This is a genomic window from uncultured Bradyrhizobium sp., assembly GCF_936943645.1.
In the GTDB taxonomy this organism is placed as follows: Bacteria; Pseudomonadota; Alphaproteobacteria; order Rhizobiales; family Xanthobacteraceae; genus Bradyrhizobium.
Genome location: NZ_CAKZJO010000053.1, coordinates 261,558 through 281,509, shown reverse-complemented (window position 1 = coordinate 281,509; position 19,952 = coordinate 261,558). Strand labels below are relative to the sequence as shown.

Below are 19,952 nucleotides of genomic sequence, written 5' to 3'. Positions count from 1 at the left end.
GCCGGCGCAAACGCTGCACGTTGCCGCAGCTCGACCGCAACGCTAGGCCAGCATTTGCAATATCTGTTCGACGCGGCGACGATAGGTATGTCGCTCCAACGTTCCGGCTTGCCCCCGACTTGCGATCATCGCGCGCTGCTGGTCGTCTCCGAGGTATCGCTCGATCTTGGCAAGGCAATCGTCGACGGAGCGCCAGACGGCGACTTCGGTCTCCGGCTCGAACAACGTGGGCAGGTTGTCCTTGGAGTCGGTGAGCAGGAAACACCCGACGCCGGTCGCCTCGAACAGGCGCATGTTTCCGGCCTCCGCACCTGCGGCATCAATATGCGAATTCAGTGTCACCCGCGAAGCACGAAGCGCCTGGTACATCTCGACGCCCCACACCTCGCCCCGATAGCAGCGATGCAACGGCGATGAGGCGGGAAGGGAGTTCAGGCCGCTGCCGAACAGTTTGAGATCGTAGCGCCGCGCGACCGCTTCGAGCTGGGCGACACGGAGCTGGTGATCCACCGATACGGCACCGACGAAGGTGACGTCGAATTCCTGCTGCGGCGGCGGAGGCAGGACGTCGAGGATATCAGGTTCAAAGGCGAGGTGAACGACTTCCGCGCGCGTGCCATGGGCACGGAAGAACTCCACCACCGCCGCCATCTGCGAGATCATGAGGTCGTAGACCGACCAGTCCTCGCCGCGCGAGGGCGAGATGCCGATCTGGCCGATCAGGATCGGGCGGCCGATCCCTTTGATCCGCCGCGCGAGGCGCGTGTCGACGTGAAACAGATCCTGGTTGAGAATGAGATCGGGTTTGAACTCCTCGATCTGCGCCAGCAAGATCTCTTCCGCTTCCGCATCGAGGCGTGGGCTGAGACCAACCTTGCGCGCGAGTGGCCGCAGCACAGGCTTGAAAGGGGCGACTGCACGCTGCACCCAGGGGGGAATGGCGCTGCGCGCGGCGGGAGCGCCGGGTGAGGGCGGCTCGGCGGCGGCAAGGCCGTGCTCGCGAGCCCAGGCGGCCCGCATCCAGGGATTGTTGACATGAATGTCGGCGGCGACGTGCCCGAGGCCGGCGAAATTGCGCGAGTAGAAATCGGCGACGCCGAACAGGCTGGCATTCCGCGCCGCCATCTGCGCCGCGTAAGGCTCGTTTTCCAGGCCAGGCGTGCGCCGGTAGAGCCAGGACAGGAAGCGCGGATAATCGGCGTTGAGGATCAGGATGCGCACGGCGTCACGGCTTTTCTTCGAACAGGGTGCGGGGCATCACGTACCAGAGCAGGAACAGGATGGCGGTGCCATGGGTGAGCAAGGCGACGGAGAGCGGCACGTTGAGCAGAACGTGCGGCAGCACGCCTGACGACATCAGGATGAAGCGAGGCGGTAGCCCTGCGGAGGCGCGGTTGCCGAGCGCCAGCACGAAGCCGGCGGCGAGCGCAGTCAGCGGCGCCAGCCAGGGGCCAACGGAGGCGATGCCTTCCGTCGCGAACAGCGAGGCGTTCACATTGCCGAAATCGTAGGTGTTCTGCATGACCACCGCGAGCGGCTCGTTGTAAGGGCAATGCATCAGCGGCTTGAGAATGGAGATCTGGCAGAACCAGGTCAGCGGGTGGTTGGCGAAGAAATCGTTGTAGAGCTCGAGCGCGCCCGACGCCGTCGCCATCATCCGGATGTTGACGATGTCGAAATACCTGCCGGGAATGCTCCCCAGGCTCGCCTCCGTCACCCAGATCACGAGCAGGCCGATCAGCATCGGGACGAAAATCGACGCGATCGCCGACGCTCTCGCCTCCAGGAGCCGCGACAGAACGACCAGCGCGATCAACCAGGCCGGCGTGAAGAACGCGAACTTCGTCAGCGTGATGGGATAGAACAGCAGGAGCAGGACCAGGACCAGCCCTGCGCGCCACCGATGGCCGAGCAGCCAGTAGCTGGCAAAGGCAAACGGCAGCAGCGCGCTGGAAACCCATCCGATGAGATATCGCACCGCTCCTGGAAATTCGAGGCTGTCACGATAGTCGTAGATGTTTGCGATCGAGACCAGGCGGAAATTGTAGGTCGATGCGACCGCGATGGTGGCGATGGAGACGATCAGGATGATCGTCAGCAGATGCTCGAAGCGGACATTGGACAGGGTCACGAATGGCCGCAGCGGTGCCCGGATGAACAGCATGGGCATCAGGAGGAGCGGCAGCGCCAATGCCGCCGAAATTCCGGCGAGCAAACGGGGGTAATTGTAGTCGGAGAAGACGTTGATCCACAGGAAGCCCAGGATCATCGTGTAGAAATAGAATCCGGCAAAATAGCCGAAGCTGAAGCGGGCGACGACGAACAGCAGCGAGACGACGGAAAAGCCGGTCGCAACGATGACCGCGATCCAGAGCCGTTTCGGGTCGAAGTCGATGGAGAGCTGGAAGGTCGCGACCTCGATCAGCGACAGGCAGGTGACGGCACTGTGCAGCAGCACCAAGGTCCTCAGCCCGGCCTTCGAATCCAGATAGGCACGCAAGTTGCTGAGGATGCCGGGCGGTGCGCTCATTGTGGAAGCTCGCTGCGGACGACGGACGTTGCGAGCAGATCAGGCGATGTCGAGCGAGTGCTTGAAATAGGCGATCGTCTCCTTCAGCCCGTCCTCGAGCGCGACCTTCGGCTCCCAGTTCAGCACCGCCTTTGCCTTGGCGAGGTCGGGCTGGCGCTGGCGCGGGTCGTCCTGCGGCAGCGGCTTGAACTCCAGCCTGGAGCGCGAGCCCGTGAGCTTGATGACCTTCTCGGCGAGCTCACGGATCGTGAACTCGGAGTTGTTGCCGAGATTGATCGGGCCGGTGATGTCTTCTGCCGTCACCATCAATCGCATGATGGCCTCGACGAGGTCGTCGACATAGCAGAACGAGCGGGTCTGCCCGCCATCGCCGAACACCGTGATGGGCTCACCCTTGAGCGCCTGGACGATGAAGGACGACACCACGCGGCCGTCATTGGGCTGCATGCGCGGACCGTAGGTGTTGAAGATGCGCGCGACCTTGATCGGCAAGCCGTGCTGGCGCCAATAGTCGAAGAACAGCGTCTCTGCGCAGCGCTTGCCCTCGTCGTAGCAGGAGCGGATGCCGATCGGGTTGACGTTGCCCCAATAATCCTCGGTCTGCGGATGGATCAGGGGATCGCCATAGACCTCGCTGGTCGAGGCCTGGAAGATGCGCGCCTTGAGCCGCTTGGCGAGGCCGAGCATGTTGATGGCGCCGTGCACCGAGGTCTTGGTGGTCTGCACGGGGTCGCGCTGGTAGTGGATCGGCGAGGCCGGGCAGGCCAGGTTGAAGATCGCGTCGACCTCGATGTAGAGCGGGAAGGTGACGTCGTGCCGGACCGCCTCGAACAGCGGATTTGCGATCAGATGGGCGATGTTGCGCCGGCTGCCGGTGAAATAATTGTCCGCGGACACCACCTCGGCGCCAGAATCGAGCAATCGCTCGCAGAGATGCGATCCGATGAACCCGGCGCCCCCGGTCACGAGGATGCGGCTGTTCTTGTAGTTTTCAAAGGGCATGATCGGTTCCAGCTGGGTCTCGGGGCAGTCTCGCCCCGGTGCGGCGGGCAGAGTGGTATCGGCTACGGGCGGAAACGCCAATAGCCTTGCGGCAAGGTAATAAAATACCTATTGAGCCCGGAAGTACTTGAGGACCGATGATTTTCCAGGTCACGCCACTTCGTATAGAAGCCGTCTGGGATACGCGGGGAGCGTGCCTCCGGTTCGGAGCCAAATGAATGAAAGTCGTAATTCTTGCGGGAGGCCTCGGCACGCGAATCGCGGAGGAGACCAGCACGCGGCCGAAGCCGATGGTGGAGATCGGCGGGCGGCCCATCCTGTGGCACATCATGAAGATCTACAGCCATTATGGCTTCAATGATTTCGTGATCTGCCTTGGCTACAAGGGCTTCATGATCAAGGAGTACTTCGCGAACTACTTCCTGCACATGTCCGATGTGACTTTTCACATCGCCGAGAACCGGATGGAAGTGCATCGCGAAACCGCCGAGCCGTGGCGGGTCACGCTCGTCGACACCGGCGAGGATACCCAGACCGGCGGCCGGCTGAAGCGGGTACTGCCTTACGTCGCGGACGAGCCATTCTTCGCGTTGACCTATGGCGACGGCGTCGCCGACATCGACCTTGGCGCCGAGATCGCTTTCCACAAGGCGCACGGGCGGCGCGCGACCGTTTCAGTGGTGCGGCCGGCCAAGCGGTTCGGCGCAATCGCGATCGAGGGCGACCGGGTCGTCAATTTCGAGGAAAAGCCCAATGACGACGGCGGCTGGATCAATGGCGGCTTCTTTCTGTTGTCACCGTCGGTCGGCGAGCTGATCGCGGGCGACAATACGATCTGGGAGCGCGAGCCGATGGAGCAGCTCGTGCGCGGCGACGATCTGCGCGCCTATGTGCATCACGGCTTCTGGCACCCGATGGACTCGCTGCGCGATCGGACCTTTCTCGAAGGCGAGTGGGCCAGCAACCGCGCCAAATGGAGGATCTGGTGACGGACCCGGCGTTCTGGCGCGGCAAGAAGGTCTTTCTCACCGGGCATACCGGCTTCAAGGGCGCATGGGCGTCGCTGCTGCTGCGCCGCCTCGGCGCGGAGGTCTACGGCTATGCGCTGCCGCCGACACACCAATCCGCGCTGTTCGTCACGGCACGCATCGCCGATGACATCAGGCACCGTGTGGCCGATATCCGCGATCTCCCAACCCTGCGCGCCGCAATGGCGGAGGCAGAGCCTGACATCGTCATCCACATGGCGGCGCAAGCGCTGGTGCGCCCCTCCTATGAAGAGCCGGTCGAGACCTTCGCGACCAACGTGATGGGCACGGTGCACGTGCTGGAGGCGGCGCGGCATCTGCGTTCGGTGCGGGTGATCCTGAACGTCACCAGCGACAAGTGCTACGAGAACAACGGCAAGGGCGTCCCTTTCGGCGAGGGCGACCGGTTCGGCGGCGACGATCCCTACAGCAACAGCAAGGCCTGTTCCGAGCTCGTCACGCATTCCTACCGTCACAGCTTCTTCAACGCGAACGGCGCGGCGCGCGTGGCGACCGCGCGTGCCGGCAACGTGTTCGGCGGCGGCGACTGGGCGCGCGACCGTCTGGTGCCCGATGCGATGCAGGCCTTCCTGGCTGGCGAGGCGCTTCGCATCCGCAATCCCAATTCGGTGCGGCCCTGGCAGCACGCGCTGGACCCGGTGCTCGGCTATCTCACGCTGGTGGAGCGACTGGCGAGCGACGAACGTTTCGTCGGCGGCTGGAATTTCGGACCCGATGCCGCAAGCGAGGTGCCGGTCGGAACGGTGGTCGAACGTCTGATCGCGCTGTGGGGCGAGGGGGCGCGGTGGACGGCCGACGCCGGCCCGCATCCGCACGAAGCGGCCTATCTCAGGCTCGACTGCACGAAGGCAAGGAACGAGCTCGGCTGGACGCCGCGGCTTGATCTGGCGCAGGGCCTTCGGCTGACCGTGGAGTGGTACAAGGCGTTACGCGAGGGCCGCGACTTGCGCAGGCTCTCACTCGATCAGCTCGACCAGGTCACTGGCGCCGCGCAGGCTTGATCAGCGCGGCAGATCGAGAATTTCGGCGATGCGCGCCTGAGCCGACACCGCGTGTTTCAAATGCTCGCCCGACAAGACCGCCAGATAGGATTTGAGCAGGACGACGAGCACGAGAATGGCGCGTTCGACGTCGGGCGACAGGCCGGTTCGGCCGAAGGCGGCCGTTTGCAGGAACGGCCGGTTCTCCATGAAGGTCAACCAATAGAGGTAGTCGTAGCCGGCGATACCGTGGAATGCGTCTTCCCAGTCGATGACGCGCAGCGCGCCGGCCTGGCGCATGATGTTCTTCGGTCCGAAATCGCCGTGACAGAGTGCCTCCGGAAAATCCGCACGACGATCTCCGAGCAGTGCAACCAGCCTGCGCACTTCGGCTGCGCTGGCCTGCTCCAGCAGGCCGCGGTCCGACAGTGTCTTCAGCGCCTCTGCGGCGGACGCCAGATGCTGTTCGAACGAGGCCAGCCCATCCGGCCGCCAGTCCTTGAGCCGCTGACCGCAGGCCTCTGCCAGGGCGGCGGCATCGGCGGGGTCCAGTGGACCGGCGAGCGGTGTGAGCGCGGGCATCAAGAGGCAGAGCCGCGCCGTTCCATCCGCCAGCGGAATCTCGAAACGGTCGATTACGATCGCCTTGCCGTAGAGCTGCGCGAGGGCGTCGGCCTCCCTGGCGAGGCTCGCGCGCGCGCCCGGCAGATGGGTCTTCAGAAAGCGCCTTTCGCCGGCAAAATCCGCGTCAAAGCAGACGCCAAGCGTGCCGCCGGCCGCCGGCGTGATCGTGGCGTTGCGGCCGGGGGATTGCAGCTGCTGCCGCAGCGCGGGCAGAAGTCGCGCGCGGTCGGCTGCGATGTCGGGATGAGCGTCGGTTTCGAAGAACGCGATCTTACTCAGCACGATAGAGCGGGCTCAGATAGTCGATCCGGTCGTAGCCGAAATGACGGGCGAGGGCTGCGGTGCCCTGCGCGATCTGCTTGCGCTCCTCGTCCGAGAGCTCCTGGATCACGGCCTGGTTGTAGTCCTTGGTGCTCTTGAGCACGGTGCCCCAGGGCGCGATGGAATCCTTGATCTCGACGCCGTTCCAGCTCGGGTAGAGCATGGTGTCGGCAAAGGGCACGCCGATGAAGCCGGCCGCCTCGGTCATGAACTTGCGCTTGTCGTCGACGAGGTCCTCGTAACGGAAGATGCGCACGTTCTTCGGGTACATCTTGGCGAACATCTCGACCGTGGAGTGATAGATGTTCCAGGTGATCAGGTATTTGGTCAGCGGCTGCGGGAAGGGGCGGCGCTTGGTGTCGCGGTAGGCCGAGAACGGATTGCGCACGATGTGCAGGATACGGATGTCAGGGAAATCGCGCACCATGCGATCGGCGTCGATCCCGATGGCGGGGGAGTAACCGACATGGACCATGCCCGGGCGGGGCTTGGTGTAGTAGTTCTCCCACGCCGCGAACGTCGACCGGAAGTAGGCCTCGACCACCTGCCGACGGAAGATCGGCGGCTCGCCGACGATCCGGGCGAACTCGGCGACCCGCTTCTTCTCGTCCATCACGCAATCTGCATCCCGGAACTTGGAGCCGTTGCGCTTGCGCAGGAAGGTCTTCAGCTCCTCGTCGATCATCTGCTCGTAGAGCTCGATCGCCGTCAGCCCCTCGGGGAATTCGGGATAGCGGTACTGAACGCGCTCGACCGAGGCCAGGAAGTCGTTGAAGTTGCGGTTGCCGAGCTGCGACTCGAAGGGATAGACGAGCAGGTCGGGATGGCCGTCGAAGTGGCGATGGGTGACGTTTCCGCCGTGCTCGAAGCCCGCGGAAACCATGGCCAGCCTGAAGTCGTTCATGCGTCTACCCCTCGCGTCGTCGAACCCTCGATCTGGCCCTCCGTTTAGCCGCATGGGCCGGATAATCAAGTTCGGATCGCCTGGCGGCCGCGCCCGAAAAAGAGCAGCCCGGGCAGGGGACTTGCCGATGCGGGAGATTGACGGCCCCGGGGGTAGCTGATCTACCCGGGGCTTATGCGTGTTTTTGCCACCGGTGCGAGCGGTTTTCTGGGCTCCTATCTCGTCGCGGACCTCGTGGCGCGGGGGCATGAGGTGGCCGTCCTGCTGCGGCCGGCAAGTTCCAACTGGCGCCTCCGAGAGCTTCAGGATCGGCTGCACGTGATCCCGGGCAGTCTGGAGCATCCGGAGGGGTTGCGCGGAGCATTGCTGGCGTTCGCGCCGGACGCGGTCGTGCACATGGCCTGGCGCGGCGTTGCGGGCAGCGATCGCAACAGCCCGGTCCAGGCCGTCAATGTGGCCGACACGGTGGGCCTCGTCGAACTCGCAGCCGACGCCGGGGCGAGAATCGTCGTCGGAGCCGGATCGCAGGCGGAATACGGCCCCTATGACCGGGCGATCCGGGAGGACGACGTGCCGCGGCCGACGACGCTGTACGGCATGGCCAAGCTCGCGGCCGGATCAATGGCGATGCGGCTGTGCGAGGAGCGCGGGCTGCGTGCGGCGTGGCTCAGGATCTTCTCGACCTACGGTCCGAAGGATGCCGATTACTGGCTGATCCCGAGCCTCATTCGGAACTTGCGCTCCGGGCAGCCCATGGCGCTGACGGCCTGCGAGCAGCGCTGGGGATTCTTGCACGCGCGCGATGCCGCCAGCGCCTTTAGCCTGGCGATCACGCATGACGCGGCGAGCGGCATCTTCAACGTCGGCAGTGCGGACGCTCCGCCGCTGCGCGAGACGGTGACGCGGCTGCGCGATCTCGTTCGCCCCGAGTCTGCGCTCGGCTTCGGCGAGTTGGCGTACCGGCCCGATCAGGTTATGGTCCTGGCTGCGGACGTTTCGCGCATGCTCGCCCTGGGCTGGAAGCCCGAAGTGCCGTTAGATCAGGGACTACGCGAGACGGTAGAGTGGCATGACGCGACCAAATCTTCCTGAGCCCAAAGAATTCGCCCGACGCATCCGTGCGCACGCCTTGCGCATGGTGCATGCCGCGAAGGCGTCCCATATCGGCGGCTGCCTTTCGATGGCGGACATTTTGGCGGTGCTCTACACGCGGATCCTGCGCGTCGATCCCGTCGATCCGCAAGCGCCCAGTCGCGATCGTTTCGTGCTCAGCAAGGGCCACGCCACGGCGATCATGTACGCTACGCTCGCCGAATGCGGTTTCTTTTCGCTCGCAGAGCTCGACGCCTATTGCCGCGACGGATCGATCTTCACCGGTCACGTCAGCCATGCCGTGCCCGGCGTCGAGGTCTCGACCGGATCGCTCGGCCATGGCCTCCCGATTGCCATCGGCATGGCGCTGGCCGCGCGCAATGCGGGCGCGGGCAGCCGCGTGTTCTGCCTGCTCAGCGACGGCGAGTGCGACGAGGGCTCGAACTGGGAGGGCATCCTGTTCGCGCCGCATCACAAGCTCAGCAATCTCTGCGTCATCGTCGACTTCAACAAGATCCAGAGCTTTGGCTCGGTCGCCGAGGTGCTGAACCTCGATCCGTTCGCCGAGAAATGGAAGGCGTTCGGCTGGCAGGTCGAGGAGATCGACGGACACGATCTCACCGCGCTCGAGCGTGTGCTGGGCGGTGTGCCGGCGATCTCGGGCCGGCCGACCGTCGTGATCGCCCACACCGTGAAGGGCAAGGGCGTGAGCTTCATGGAGAACAAGCTCGAATGGCACTACCGCTCGCCTTCGGATGAGCTGCTCGCGCAGGCGCTGGCCGAGGTCGGCGCATGAGGACGACGTTCATCGAGAGCCTGTCGCAGGCGGCAAGCGAAAACCCCGACATCTGGCTGCTCTGCGGCGATCTCGGCTATTCCGTGCTGGAGCCGTTCGCGGCGAAGTTTCCAGACCGTTATCTCAATGTCGGCGTCGCCGAGCAGAACATGGCGGGCATCGCCGCCGGCATCGCGCTGTCGGGCAAGACGGTCTTCATCTATTCGATCGGCAACTTCCCGACGCTGCGCTGCCTCGAGCAGCTCCGCAACGACGTCTGCTACCACGGTGCCGACGTCAAAGTCGTGGCGGTGGGCGCTGGCTATGCCTATGGCAGCCAGGGCTACACCCACCACGCGCTGGAGGATGCGGGGATCATGTCGATGCTGCCGGGCATCGAGGTGTTCGTGCCCTGCGATCCCATGGAGGTGCGCGCCGCGACGCGACTGATCGCAGGAAGCGGCAAGCCGTCTTACCTGCGGCTCAGCCGCCAGGGGGAGCCTGATCTCGGCGCTACCGTGACCGACCTGCGCAAGCCCAGGGTTTTGCGTGACGGACGGGACGTCGTCATCCTCGCGTCGGGGCCGATCGCCTCGCGCGCGCTGGAGGCAGCCGGCGCGCTTGCCGGGCGGGGCCGCGACGTTGGTGTCGTCAGCGTCTCCTGCCTGAAGCCGCTCGACGAAGTTGCGATCCGGGATGCCGTGCGCGGCGCCTCGCTCATCGTGACGCTCGAGGAGCACATCTTGCGCGGCGGTCTGTTCAGCCTAATGGCGGGCGTGTTTGCTGGCGATGCGGTTCGACCGCCGATTGCGGGCATCGGCATTCCCGAGCAGGGCGGCAAGACCTCGCAGGCGGGATCGCGCGAGGCGCTGCTCGATCTTGCCGGCCTCTCGGCCGAGGCGATCGTCGCACGGATCGAGCAGTCGCTGTCGAAGCGCTGACGCCCAGCGCGTCAAGCCCCAGACGTCGGCGGGGGATCGAAATTGACCCGCTCGCGCTCGAACACGACGGGCTTCTCGCGCACCTGACCGTAAATCGCGAGGACATACTCGCCGATCATGCCCATGAAGAACAGCTGGACGCCACCGAAGAAGAACATGGCGACGATCAGCGTGATGATGCCGGGCTCGGCGAGCTGTCGGTACAGGACGAGGCCGATCACGAAATTGATGATGGCGTAGCCGATGCTCAGGGCCGAGATCAGGAAGCCCGCGAGCAGCCCGAAGCGAACCGGCGCCGTGGTGAAGGACACGAGGCCGTTGAGGCCCTGGTCGATCAGCGCGCCGGCGCGGTTCTTCGAGAAGCCCTTCTTGCGCTCACGCCAGGTGTAGGGCACGCCGACCATGCGGCCGCCGCACTCGAACGTCATCATCCGCATGAACGGATAGGCGTCGCGGACGTGACGCATGGCCTCGACGATGCGTCTGTCGACGAGCTGGAAGTCGCCGACGCCGGGCGGCACCTTGAGCTCGGAGAATCTGGTCAGCACGCGGTAATAGGCATCGCGCAGCCCGCGCATCAGGCGGCTTTCTTCCCGGACGGCGCGGATGCCGTAGACGATCTCGTTGCCGGCTTCCCACAGCTTGACGAATTGGGGAAGCAGCTCCGGCGGGTCCTGCAGGTCGGCCGGCATGAACAGCAGAACGGCATCGCCGCCGCTCGCCATCACCCCGTTATAGGTGTTGCGCAACGGTCCGAAGTTGCGTGCGTTGACGATGATCTTCACCGCGGGGTCCTTCGCCGCGATCTCGCGCAAGATCTCCAGGGTACGATCGTCGGAGGCGTTGTCACAGAAGATGTGCTCCCGCCGATAGCCCTGGAGCTCGCTGTCGAAGATCTTCCGGATAGCCTCATAGCAATCCCGGACGTTGAGCTCTTCGTTGTAGCAGGGCGTGATGACGCTGATTGTTTTCACGTTCGCTTCTCTGCAGCAGGACAGGTGTCAACGCGGCGTGTCGGCGGCGTAGACGGCGGACTTGTGGTAATATCTGGCGATGCAGTCGTTCGGCAACCGGTCGGCGTTGGCCGTCACGTCGGACGTCATCAGCAGGGACGGCGTCCGTTGGTGCCGGGGCACCACGACAACCGCCTCGGGGCTCGTCGTCAAGAGGGTGTGCCGTTCGGCGCTCTCCTGCCAGTACGGGTACAGGCTCTGCCATTGCGCGCGGAGCAGCAGTCCCGTCGAGCTCAGGCAGAGCGAGGCGATCGTGAGCAGCGTCAGGCTCGCAGGCATTCCGACCGGACCGAGCAGGCCGCGGAACGCGCTGCCCGCAATCCGCTCGCGCAATTGCGGGCCGTAGGCGCCGACGAGCAGCTTGACGCCGAGCGTCGATCCGAACAGCAACAGGATCAATGCCTGGTTCTGCGCTCTTTCGACCAGCCGCATGCCCGTCGCATAGCGATGCGCGAAATACTCGAAATAGCAGCACGCCAGGCTGATCGCGATCGTGCCGAGAGCCAACAGCCTGCTTTTGTACGGCGCCTGGGGCGTCGGGTCGGGCTCGGCCAACGTCATGAGGCCGACGGCGGCGAGCCAGACGATGACGGCCGGCTCTCGCAGGAAGCGGCCGAGGCCGACGAGCGAATCGACCAGCGCTTGAAGGACGGACGAGATCGCGTGCCCGCCGTTCGGGAGCTGCTCCATGCGCGTGCCGTTGCCGCTGGCGGAGACGACGATGATCCAGCCGATGCCTATGGCGGCGGCGATCAGAACATGGTGCGCGATCTGACGCTGCTGGCCGAAAAGATGACGCGCTGCCAGTGAGGCCGCAACGATCAGCAGCAGCCAGGCTCCGGTGAATTCATTGCACAGCGCAGCGGCGAGACCGCCCAGGGCCATCGCGAGACTGAGCGTCCACGAGAAGCCGGCTTGCCGGTCGAGCGCCCGGACGCACTCCCCAAGGATCAGGATGGTGGCCACGGCGGGCGGAACGTAACAGGTCACGGCCGACAGCCAATAGAGCAGATCCCGGACGCTCGGCGCCGCGCTAACGACGGCGCTTGCGAATGCGAGCGCGAGGAAAGCCAATTGGAGAGCGGAGGCACCGGGCCAGGCCCGAACCACCGCGAGGCTCGTGGCGGCCAGGAACAGCGCTGCGATCACCGCCATCGTCAGGGAATAGGCCGACAGCAAGCTGACATTTGCCGCGGCAGAGATCGCTGGCGGAACCTGGGTCAACCACAGGGCCAGCACCCGTCCCGATTGCGTATGATAGAACAGCGATACGGTATCGATGAAGCCGTGGCGCACATAGAGCTCAGCGAAGCAGAAGTCGTCATGCTCGGGCGCGCTAAGCGACGTGAGCGCGAACAGAAGCAGCAGAAAAATTGCCGGAAACAGGCAGCCGAGCGTCCAGCCAATCCAGGCCCGGCGATCGGCGTGGGGACGCGCTGCCAGTGGAATAACACCTTGATTGTACACGCAAAGCCCCCTCCGATCCGGGCCAGACTAGAGACAACCGGCCCGGGTCGCAATGTTCATTTCCGCCCCTTGCCGTGCGCGCCTGACAGGCGCTGGCGGGCTGCGAACCTCGCTAGAATTCCCGCCGCTTCAGCCAGGCCCGCGTGCTCCAATGCGCAAAACACCAGGCCGATTTGATCAGCGAGAGGTGCTCCACATTGCGATAGATCTGCCAGACCCATTTGGCAGATCGCGCGGGGCGGCTGGAGACCGAGGAGCCTCTGACGCGGTAGCGGGCGAGATCCTCGTTGAGACCATACGCAATGTGGCCGCGCTCGAGGATGGAGAGCCAGAGGCAGAAATCATCATAGCCCTCATTCTTCATCGCAATGGGACCTGAGATTTCAAGGTCGACCATCGCGGTCAGGGTCGCAATCGCGGTGTTCATCAGGAGCTGGTCGTAGCTGAGCGAGGCCGGCACGCCGATCAGCCGCCCGGTGACGGTGTTGGTCTCGTTGATGCGCCGGAACGCGGTGTAGCTGAGCGCGGCCCGCTTTTCCTGAGCGAAGGCAAGCTGCCGCTCCAGCTTCTCGGGCAGCCACAGATCGTCGCTGTCGAGGAAGGCGAGATAGCGGCCCTGTGCGGCGTCAATCGATGCCTGGCGCGCCAACGCCGGCCCGCCGTTCTTCGGCATCCGGATCAATTTGACGCGCGGATCGCGCGCGCCGATGTCGGCGATGATTTGCGGCGTCCTGTCGGTCGAGCAGTCGTCGGCGATCAGGAGCTCCCAATCGGCGAATGTCTGGCTCTGGACCGAGCGGATCGTCTCCTCGATCAGGCCTTCGACGTTCCAGGATGGTGTGATGATCGAGACGAGCGGCATGAATGGGTCCGTTCAGTTCGTACGGGCCGGCTCGGCGATCGCCGCGCGCAAGGAGGCTGCGAACGTGTCGAGCAACACGGGATCGCTGATATAGAGCTCACCCGGATAGGAGCGGCGCCAGGCTGCCTCGAAATACGGCGCGCCTTTGGCCGGATCGAACGGCCCGGCTGCGAGCGCCTCGCGCAGCCGCGCGGGCACGTCGGCCAGCCGGTCGACTGCATAGACCAGCGGGCAGGAGCGGTAGAACGCATCGCCCATCACCACCACGGGCTTGCCGAGCAGCAAGGCTTCGGCGCCTGACTTGCTGTTGACCGAGATGATCGCATCGGCGCGGTTGAGCACGGTGTAATTGTTGGTCTGCGGCGGCAGCAGCACGAAATTGTCGAACCGGCGCGCCAGCTCGAACAGGCGATCGGCCGAGATCGCGCCGATCTGCGCGGGATGCTCCTTCACCACGAGCACATGGGAATCCGGGATCGTGCGCAGCAGGAAGTCGACGGTCGCGACCTGGTCGAGATAGTCCGGCGAGCGCAGCGTCAGAGCCATGTCGGCGGGGACGTGAAACGGGTAGTAGACGAACGGCGTTTCCGGAATTGGCTGATAGAGCTTGCGCAGCCGCGTTGCGTTGAGCGCCATCGCCGCGTGGACGCGGGCATGGCGCAGATTGTGGCCGAACTCCTGGTGCTTGCCGAGCGCGAACTGGTCCCACAGCTTTTCGGTGAGACGGCGGGCATTGCGCAGATTGACGACCTTCTTGAAGGCAGCCGAATAATGGTGCTGATCCTTCTTGGGGATGACGATCGCGCGCTGCGTCAGCGTGTCGTCGAGATAGGTGCGCACTTCAGGCGATACGGCGTCCGCGGGCGTCGGCATCACATCGGGCGCGCCGAGAGTGTCGGGGGTGAAGTACATGCGGCCACGAAAGAACGAAGGCTCGATGAACCAGTTGCGGATGCTGCGGCGCCTGGCAGCGTAGAAGCTCGCGATCACCGAGAGGAAGCCGCCGAGCTCCTGCACCAGTTCGGCGCGCCTGCCTTGCTGTTCCAGCCGGTCGAGCACCGTCTCCATCGCATGGGCGTAGATCATGAAGCGCCGCCGCAGCGCGGCGGTATCGCGGATGCCGAAAGTGAAACGCTCGTGGCTGAACAGGAAGTTGGTTCCGTCGAGCCCATAAGACGCGACGCGCGCGTCGAACGCCTTGCGATCCTCCGGCGACGGGCCGGCCTTGAGGCCCTCGCGGTACATGTTGGTGACCGGAATGCCTTCGTTCGTGGACATTTCCGCGCTGCGATCGTCGAAGGCTAGCAATTCGACATCATGGCCTGCCGCGCGCAAACGCTGGGCGACCGGAATCCAGAACCGGGTCTGGTATTCGGCAAGCGTGGTGATGAGAATGGTCTGTGCAGGTGTGGACATGGCTCTATCGGGAATGTTCGATCGCAATGCTCGCGAGCGGCAAGCCCGTCGTCGCGCAATGCGCGCGTCTTGCCGTAAATTGGGACGGGCTGGCCTGATCGTGGGCCGCGATGCGCGCAAGCAGGGTCTGGACGAAGGGCGGCGCGATGCGCTTGTCGCGCCGGGCCGGATTGAAATGACTACGCAGCCGCTCGGTCACCGCCGAGCCGAGCGCGGCACTGGCCGCGCCCTTGACGATCTGGCCGAGGCTCGGCTTTGCACGCGTGCCCTTCACGGTGGCAAGCAGCGAGACGTAAGGACGCTGTGAGCGCGTTGCGCCGGTCAGGACATCGGCGACCCGTTCGGCGGCCTTTCCGTCGTTGAGATGGAAGAAGGCCTCGATGTCGGCAGCGTGAACACGGGCGAAATCGAAAGTCTCGGTCTCGCGTTCGATGTGGTCGATCGCGTCGAGCAGCTCGTCGAACGAGGCAACCGGCCGGCTCACGCGCGCCGGCAGCGCGGCATGGCCTGCAGTGGTCGGCGTGTTCAGATATTCGAGCTGCAGCGGCAGCTTTCCGAGCAGGACCGATTCGACGGCCGTCCCGCAATTGAGGTGAATGACGGCGGCCGCATTGCGGATGCGATCGAGCACGCTGCCGGTGCCGTCGATCAGAACGTTGGCGTGGCGCGAGAGTGCGTTGCGATAGACGTCCTCGCTCTCGAAGGGGTGCGGGCGCACGAGGATGCTACGGTCGGGCCGCGCAGCGGCGAGCCGCTCGATCTCGACGAGATAGTTGGCGAAGACCTGTTTCAGGTCCGCGATGAAGCGATCGACATAGACGCCGTCCCATCCGGCGCGCACCATCGCCTCGCGCTCGCCGCCGGGTTTGCCGGTGAAGCGCGAATTGACCAGCGGGAAGTTGGCGTTGACGAGCAGATAGCCGCGCGGCTCGCCGTCGAGCAGCGCGCGCCAGTGCGGCGCCGCGAAATCGAAGCGCGGGCATCCGGTGAGGTGAAGCTGCTCCGGCTTCATGGTCCCGCCTGCGAGGAAGGCATCGTGCAGCCGGCTGCCCCAGAAGAAATACCCCGCCAGGATGTCGGCGTAGCCGCTGGCCTTGATGTGGGCGGCCATCGCCGGCGGCGAGTTGCCGCCCTTTTCGGCGAGCACGCCGCCTTCGGTGTCGAGCACGTACAGCGCAAGGCCGGCTTTGGCAAAGCTGCGCATCAGATCGAGATTGACGGGACGCGCGTAGTTGACGACCAGCGCGTCCAGCCCAAGTCGCGGGACGTCGACGGCCTGCTCGTACATCGGCACCAGCACGACGGATACGCCCCGCCGCGCCAGTTGATAACCGAGCATGACTGCCCCCGGCAGGTCACGCTTGGGGTGATCGACCACCAGGCCTATACGCAAGATGTGAGCTCCCGGCAGGTCCGTGTCAGAGCCGCATCACGGTGCGCTCGAGGTCCGTCAGGGCTCCGACCGCGCGGAAACGCGGCGGCGGTTCGGGGAAGATGCGCGGCTGCTGAATGTAGGTTGCCGTGTATAGCAGGCGGCTGTGATCCGACTGGATCCGGCTTCCCATGTGCAGGCAGCGCGCCGTGTTGACGATAAAGGACGACAGGCGCGGCGCGATCATTTCCTTGACCGCGTCGGGACCGGTCTTGGCGAACACCTGCGCATCGCTCATGTGACTCTTGAGCGAGTTACGGAACGCCTTCGATGGTCCGGCCGGAATGAAGGTGAACGGGCCGTCGGCGGTGTCCTGCACGTCGGTCAGGTAGATGAAGAGCTTGCAGACGCGCTTGTCGTCGTGATCGAGATGCCACAGCTGCGAGAAGCTCAATGCCTGGTTCGGTGTGGGCTGCGACAGCGTCAGCACCACGTCCGACAATTGCGGCAGATCGTGCATGAAGTCGCCGATGATGCGCAGGGCAGCGGGCTGCAGGGCATAGCGCACGAACGGATGGTCGGTGGCAAAAGCACCGTTGATGAGATCCTCGTCCAGCAGGCTGACCCAGAATGATTTGTGCCCTTCCTTCTGCCGGCCGACCAGTTCCTGGAGGCGGCTTACCTTGCCGTCGGCGAACGATGCGACGGTTTCCGCGAGGCTGCGATCGACAATCGAGGAGACGTCGACATAGCCGTCCGTCTCCAGCTTGCGGCTGGCTTCGGCCCATTCAGGCTTGGTAGGAAGCTGCTTGAGCAGCGCGACACGTTTGGCGCGGGCCGGCAATTGCAGGCCGGTCAGAGCAGCCTTCAGCAGCCATCCGAGATCGGTGCGGTTGACGTGCCACAGCAGGCGGCGGAACTGGCTGATCTTCGCCTTCTTCGGGGCAGGCCGATCAGCCGTCGTGTCGACGGTTGTCATGTGAGCTCCCAGCAATACAAAAAACCATCATTGTGAATCGTCGGCGCGAACGGCATGCGTTCACGCGCCAGGATGCGGACGCGGCCCTGTCGCTCGTAATCGTCGAGCGTCGAGAGTAGTTGCGTCTGGCGGCCGACCTGGCGAAGACCCCGCGCGCTGTTGACCGCGTTCCACTCATAAGTCGCCGCCTTGTCCGAGAACAACGCCGGACCGAAACCCGTGGAGGCGCTTTTGGTGTCTGTCGCGTGGATGTTCATTCAACTGCTTTTGGATATCAGTCCCATCAATTGTCCGATGGCTGGAAATACCGTCCGGTGTCGCTTCTCAAGCACGAGGAGGTATTGAAGCGTCCAGGTGGTCAGACAGAAAACCATGGAACCAAGAGCGAGCTTTAGCACGCTGTCGAACCGAATGTAACCTGCAATTGCTGCTAGAGAAATGCTTGCCAGCGCAAGGATTGCGAGCTGGGTTCCGATCACCCTTGCAAATCGATTGCGGTCGAGTTCGAGCGCACCGCGCAGCTCGCCAAGCTGCAGGGGCAGGATGACGATGCTGCCGATCGCCTGGCCGAGAATCAGGGCGCGTTCTGCGAACAGATGCAACGTTGCGGCCGAAACGACTGCCCAGATCAGAAGTTGGACGGCCATCAGCCGGTTGAGCCTTGCCTGCACCTCCGGCCGCGTCAGAAAGATCAGGCTGCCGATTGCGACGTATTGGGCGCAGATCGGGACCAGGAAGCTGAGGCCCATCCAGAACGCATAGGGCGCGAGGAGGGGCCCGATCCAGATGCTCATGATCTCCGGTGAGAAGAGCGCGGCCGCGGCAAGCGGCGGCACCACGAACATCGGCATCATGACGAGGCCGAGATCGCCGAGGCGCTGGAACGACGTCGCGTTGCCGCGCTCGTCAAGGCGGCTGGCGACAGGAAGCAGAGCGGAGGTCAGAAGGCTGACAACGACTTTGGAAACCCGCGACAGTCGAACCAGCGCGTCGTAGGTACCGACGGCCTTGGGCCCGAACAGCAATCCGATCAGGAAGGGCTGAAACGGACCGGAGATGCCGCCCATCAGCTTGCCCTGCAGGAGAAGCAGGCAGCGATGCAGAATATCCTGCCGGATGTCCGGGGTCCAAGGCAGCAATCGCGCATGCTTGTGCCTGAGGGCAACGAACGCGGCAATTCCAATGACGACGGCGCGAGCCACCAGGGTGGCGAGATAGAGGTAGGCGACCACTTCAAAGCCGGCCTCCGCCCACGAAGCTGCGAAGGTCAGACCGACATAGCCTGCCGTCGACGTGACTTCGGCCACACGGAGCAGATTGTAGCGCTCGAAGCCTTTGACGATGCCTTCCCACACCAGCGCCGGAACGAAAATCAGATTTGCGAGGGCGGTATAGTGCATGATCCGGGTGAAGGTCTCCAGATGCGCGGCGTCGACCCTCATCACGATGACGAGCAGCGGTGTCGAGAGCCATATGGCCGCACTCAGGATCACGGTGAGAACGACGGAGATCACTCCCAGGAAAGCGATCTGGCGGCCGGCCTGCGCCCAGTTGCGGTGCTCTCTCGCGCGCGCGACGACCTGGGTGGCGACCTCGGACAGACCGAGGTCCAGCACCGCCATCATCCCGCTGGGAAGCAGCAGCCGTGAGATGACGATGAGGCCGAACTCGGTCACTCCCCAGGTCCGGATGATCAGGGGAATGACCGCAAGGCCCAGCAAGGCGGCCATGCCGAAAGCAAGCGCCGAAATCACCGTGTTCTGGATCAGGCGCTTGATCATTGAGGTGTGCTACCAGGCGCTCAGGCCGCCGTCGACGGCGATGTTCTGGCCGGTCACGTAGGATGCGGCATCCGACACCAGAAACAGCATGGTCCCCACCATCTCGTCCGCGCGAGCCATGCGGCCGAGCGGGACGCGGGCGCCATAGCGCGCCTTGAAGGTCTCGTTCTGCCCGCTCTCGACCCCACCGGGGGTGAGGGTGTTGACGCGAACGCCTTTCGCCGCCCAGTAGGTCGCCAGGTGCTTTGTTAGGCCGATGACGCCGGCCTTGGACGCCGTGTAGACCGCGGGCGTGTTGATGGCGCGGCCGAGATATTCGGAGCCTTCGTAGATGCGCTGGTCGGGCGCCATCAGGCCGTAGATCGAGGCGGTCTGCACGATCGCGCCGTAGCCGCGTTCGGCCATCCGGCCGCCGAAGACCTGCGCGACGTTGAACATGCCGTCGAGATTGACGGCCATGATCTCGCGCCAGGTGTCCTGCGAGAACGTCTCGACCGATGCGAAGAAGGCGTCGACGTCGCGGGTCTTGCTCGCGGCGTTGTTGAGCAGGATCGAAACGGGCCCGAGATCGGCTTCGAGCGCATCGGCAATGTTGCGCACGGAGCCCGGCACGGTGATGTCGCAGCCATAGCCCTTGGCGCGGACGGGATGGAGCGCAGCGATCTCGGCCGCCGCAGCGTCGGTCGCGGCCTGGTCGAGATCGACGATCGCGACGTTGGCACCGAACTCGGCGAGACCCTCGGCAAAGCGGCGTCCGAGGATACCGCACCCACCCGTCACGACGGCGGTTCGGCCGCTCAGATCGAACAATGCCTTGAAGCTCGTGGTCATCGCTGGAGGCTCC

General features: G+C 64.5%; 19 protein-coding genes. 5 read left to right on the top strand and 14 right to left on the bottom strand.

Annotated features, from left to right (window positions below; all coding sequences use genetic code 11):
* Nucleotides 1-42: 42 nt before the first annotated feature.
* From Q0743_RS13205 to Q0743_RS13195, 3 genes are read right to left on the bottom strand one after another with little or no spacing between them, the layout of a single operon-like run.
* A complete protein-coding gene (locus Q0743_RS13205) occupies nucleotides 43-1,221 on the bottom strand; it encodes a glycosyltransferase (RefSeq protein ID WP_298241958.1) in 1,179 nt (392 codons plus the stop codon).
* Between the two features lie 4 nt (nucleotides 1,222-1,225).
* Nucleotides 1,226-2,530, bottom strand: coding sequence for a hypothetical protein (locus tag Q0743_RS13200; RefSeq protein ID WP_298241957.1), 1,305 nt, complete (start codon nucleotides 2,528-2,530; stop codon nucleotides 1,226-1,228).
* Between the two features lie 39 nt (nucleotides 2,531-2,569).
* Entirely contained in the window at nucleotides 2,570-3,532 is a 963-nt protein-coding gene (locus Q0743_RS13195) for a UDP-glucuronic acid decarboxylase family protein (protein ID WP_298241956.1), read from the bottom strand.
* 218 nt (nucleotides 3,533-3,750) lie between these two features.
* Here Q0743_RS13195 and rfbF point away from each other — a divergent pair, with 218 nt between their 5' ends.
* Together rfbF and rfbG are read left to right on the top strand one after the other, a co-directional pair.
* Complete coding sequence (rfbF, locus tag Q0743_RS13190; protein WP_298241955.1) at nucleotides 3,751-4,521, top strand: glucose-1-phosphate cytidylyltransferase; 771 nt, start codon at nucleotides 3,751-3,753, stop codon at nucleotides 4,519-4,521.
* Nucleotides 4,518-5,582 carry a CDP-glucose 4,6-dehydratase gene (rfbG, locus tag Q0743_RS13185; protein ID WP_298241954.1) on the top strand — a complete coding sequence of 355 codons (1,065 nt, stop codon included), beginning with the start codon at nucleotides 4,518-4,520 and terminating at the stop codon, nucleotides 5,580-5,582. Before rfbF ends, rfbG begins: the two co-directional genes overlap by 4 nt.
* On the opposite strand, the gene Q0743_RS13180 is transcribed toward rfbG, so the two are convergent.
* Both Q0743_RS13180 and Q0743_RS13175 read right to left on the bottom strand, forming a co-directional pair.
* Nucleotides 5,583-6,467 (bottom strand): phosphotransferase, encoded by an 885-nt coding sequence (locus Q0743_RS13180; protein WP_298241953.1) that lies wholly within the window; start codon nucleotides 6,465-6,467, stop codon nucleotides 5,583-5,585.
* Nucleotides 6,457-7,410 carry a sulfotransferase gene (locus Q0743_RS13175; RefSeq protein WP_298241952.1) on the bottom strand — a complete coding sequence of 318 codons (954 nt, stop codon included), beginning with the start codon at nucleotides 7,408-7,410 and terminating at the stop codon, nucleotides 6,457-6,459. Before Q0743_RS13175 ends, Q0743_RS13180 begins: the two co-directional genes overlap by 11 nt.
* 174 nt (nucleotides 7,411-7,584) lie before the next feature.
* Here Q0743_RS13175 and Q0743_RS13170 point away from each other — a divergent pair, with 174 nt between their 5' ends.
* The 3 genes from Q0743_RS13170 to Q0743_RS13160 are packed head-to-tail and all read left to right on the top strand — an operon-like array spanning nucleotide 7,585 to nucleotide 10,218.
* Nucleotides 7,585-8,502, top strand: coding sequence for an NAD(P)-dependent oxidoreductase (locus Q0743_RS13170; RefSeq protein WP_298241951.1), 918 nt, complete (start codon nucleotides 7,585-7,587; stop codon nucleotides 8,500-8,502).
* A complete protein-coding gene (locus tag Q0743_RS13165; RefSeq protein ID WP_298241950.1) occupies nucleotides 8,480-9,298 on the top strand; it encodes a transketolase in 819 nt (272 codons plus the stop codon). The genes Q0743_RS13170 and Q0743_RS13165 overlap by 23 nt, the downstream gene beginning before the upstream one ends.
* Nucleotides 9,295-10,218: a transketolase C-terminal domain-containing protein gene (locus Q0743_RS13160; RefSeq protein ID WP_298241949.1), complete on the top strand. Its 924-nt coding sequence runs from the start codon at nucleotides 9,295-9,297 to the stop codon at nucleotides 10,216-10,218. The genes Q0743_RS13165 and Q0743_RS13160 overlap by 4 nt, the downstream gene beginning before the upstream one ends.
* Before the next feature lie 11 nt (nucleotides 10,219-10,229).
* Here the strand turns inward: Q0743_RS13160 and Q0743_RS13155 are convergent, their stop codons facing one another.
* The 9 genes from Q0743_RS13155 to Q0743_RS13115 all read right to left on the bottom strand — a co-directional run bounded on the left by Q0743_RS13155 (nucleotide 10,230) and on the right by Q0743_RS13115 (nucleotide 19,939).
* Complete coding sequence (locus Q0743_RS13155) at nucleotides 10,230-11,192, bottom strand: glycosyltransferase family 2 protein (protein ID WP_298241948.1); 963 nt, start codon at nucleotides 11,190-11,192, stop codon at nucleotides 10,230-10,232.
* Nucleotides 11,193-11,219: 27 nt separating this feature from the next.
* On the bottom strand, nucleotides 11,220-12,698 hold the full coding sequence (locus Q0743_RS13150; RefSeq protein WP_298241947.1) for a DUF6056 family protein: 1,479 nt from the start codon (nucleotides 12,696-12,698) through the stop codon (nucleotides 11,220-11,222).
* A 112-nt stretch (nucleotides 12,699-12,810) separates the two neighbouring features.
* Entirely contained in the window at nucleotides 12,811-13,560 is a 750-nt protein-coding gene (locus Q0743_RS13145; RefSeq protein WP_298241946.1) for a glycosyltransferase family 2 protein, read from the bottom strand.
* 12 nt (nucleotides 13,561-13,572) lie between these two features.
* Complete coding sequence (locus Q0743_RS13140; protein WP_298241945.1) at nucleotides 13,573-14,976, bottom strand: capsule biosynthesis protein; 1,404 nt, start codon at nucleotides 14,974-14,976, stop codon at nucleotides 13,573-13,575.
* A 4-nt stretch (nucleotides 14,977-14,980) separates the two neighbouring features.
* The gene (locus Q0743_RS13135) at nucleotides 14,981-16,369 is read right to left on the bottom strand and encodes a surface carbohydrate biosynthesis protein (RefSeq protein WP_298241944.1); all 1,389 of its coding nucleotides are present in this window, start codon (nucleotides 16,367-16,369) and stop codon (nucleotides 14,981-14,983) included.
* A gap of 25 nt (nucleotides 16,370-16,394) precedes the next feature.
* Nucleotides 16,395-17,327 (bottom strand): hypothetical protein, encoded by a 933-nt coding sequence (locus tag Q0743_RS13130; protein ID WP_298241943.1) that lies wholly within the window; start codon nucleotides 17,325-17,327, stop codon nucleotides 16,395-16,397.
* The gene (locus Q0743_RS13125; RefSeq protein WP_298241942.1) at nucleotides 17,324-17,584 is read right to left on the bottom strand and encodes a hypothetical protein; all 261 of its coding nucleotides are present in this window, start codon (nucleotides 17,582-17,584) and stop codon (nucleotides 17,324-17,326) included. Before Q0743_RS13125 ends, Q0743_RS13130 begins: the two co-directional genes overlap by 4 nt.
* Nucleotides 17,585-19,108, bottom strand: coding sequence for a hypothetical protein (locus tag Q0743_RS13120; protein ID WP_298241941.1), 1,524 nt, complete (start codon nucleotides 19,106-19,108; stop codon nucleotides 17,585-17,587). It lies immediately after the preceding gene.
* A gap of 9 nt (nucleotides 19,109-19,117) precedes the next feature.
* Nucleotides 19,118-19,939, bottom strand: a complete 822-nt coding sequence (locus tag Q0743_RS13115) for an SDR family oxidoreductase (protein ID WP_298241940.1) — start codon at nucleotides 19,937-19,939, stop codon at nucleotides 19,118-19,120.
* Nucleotides 19,940-19,952: the final 13 nt, after the last annotated feature.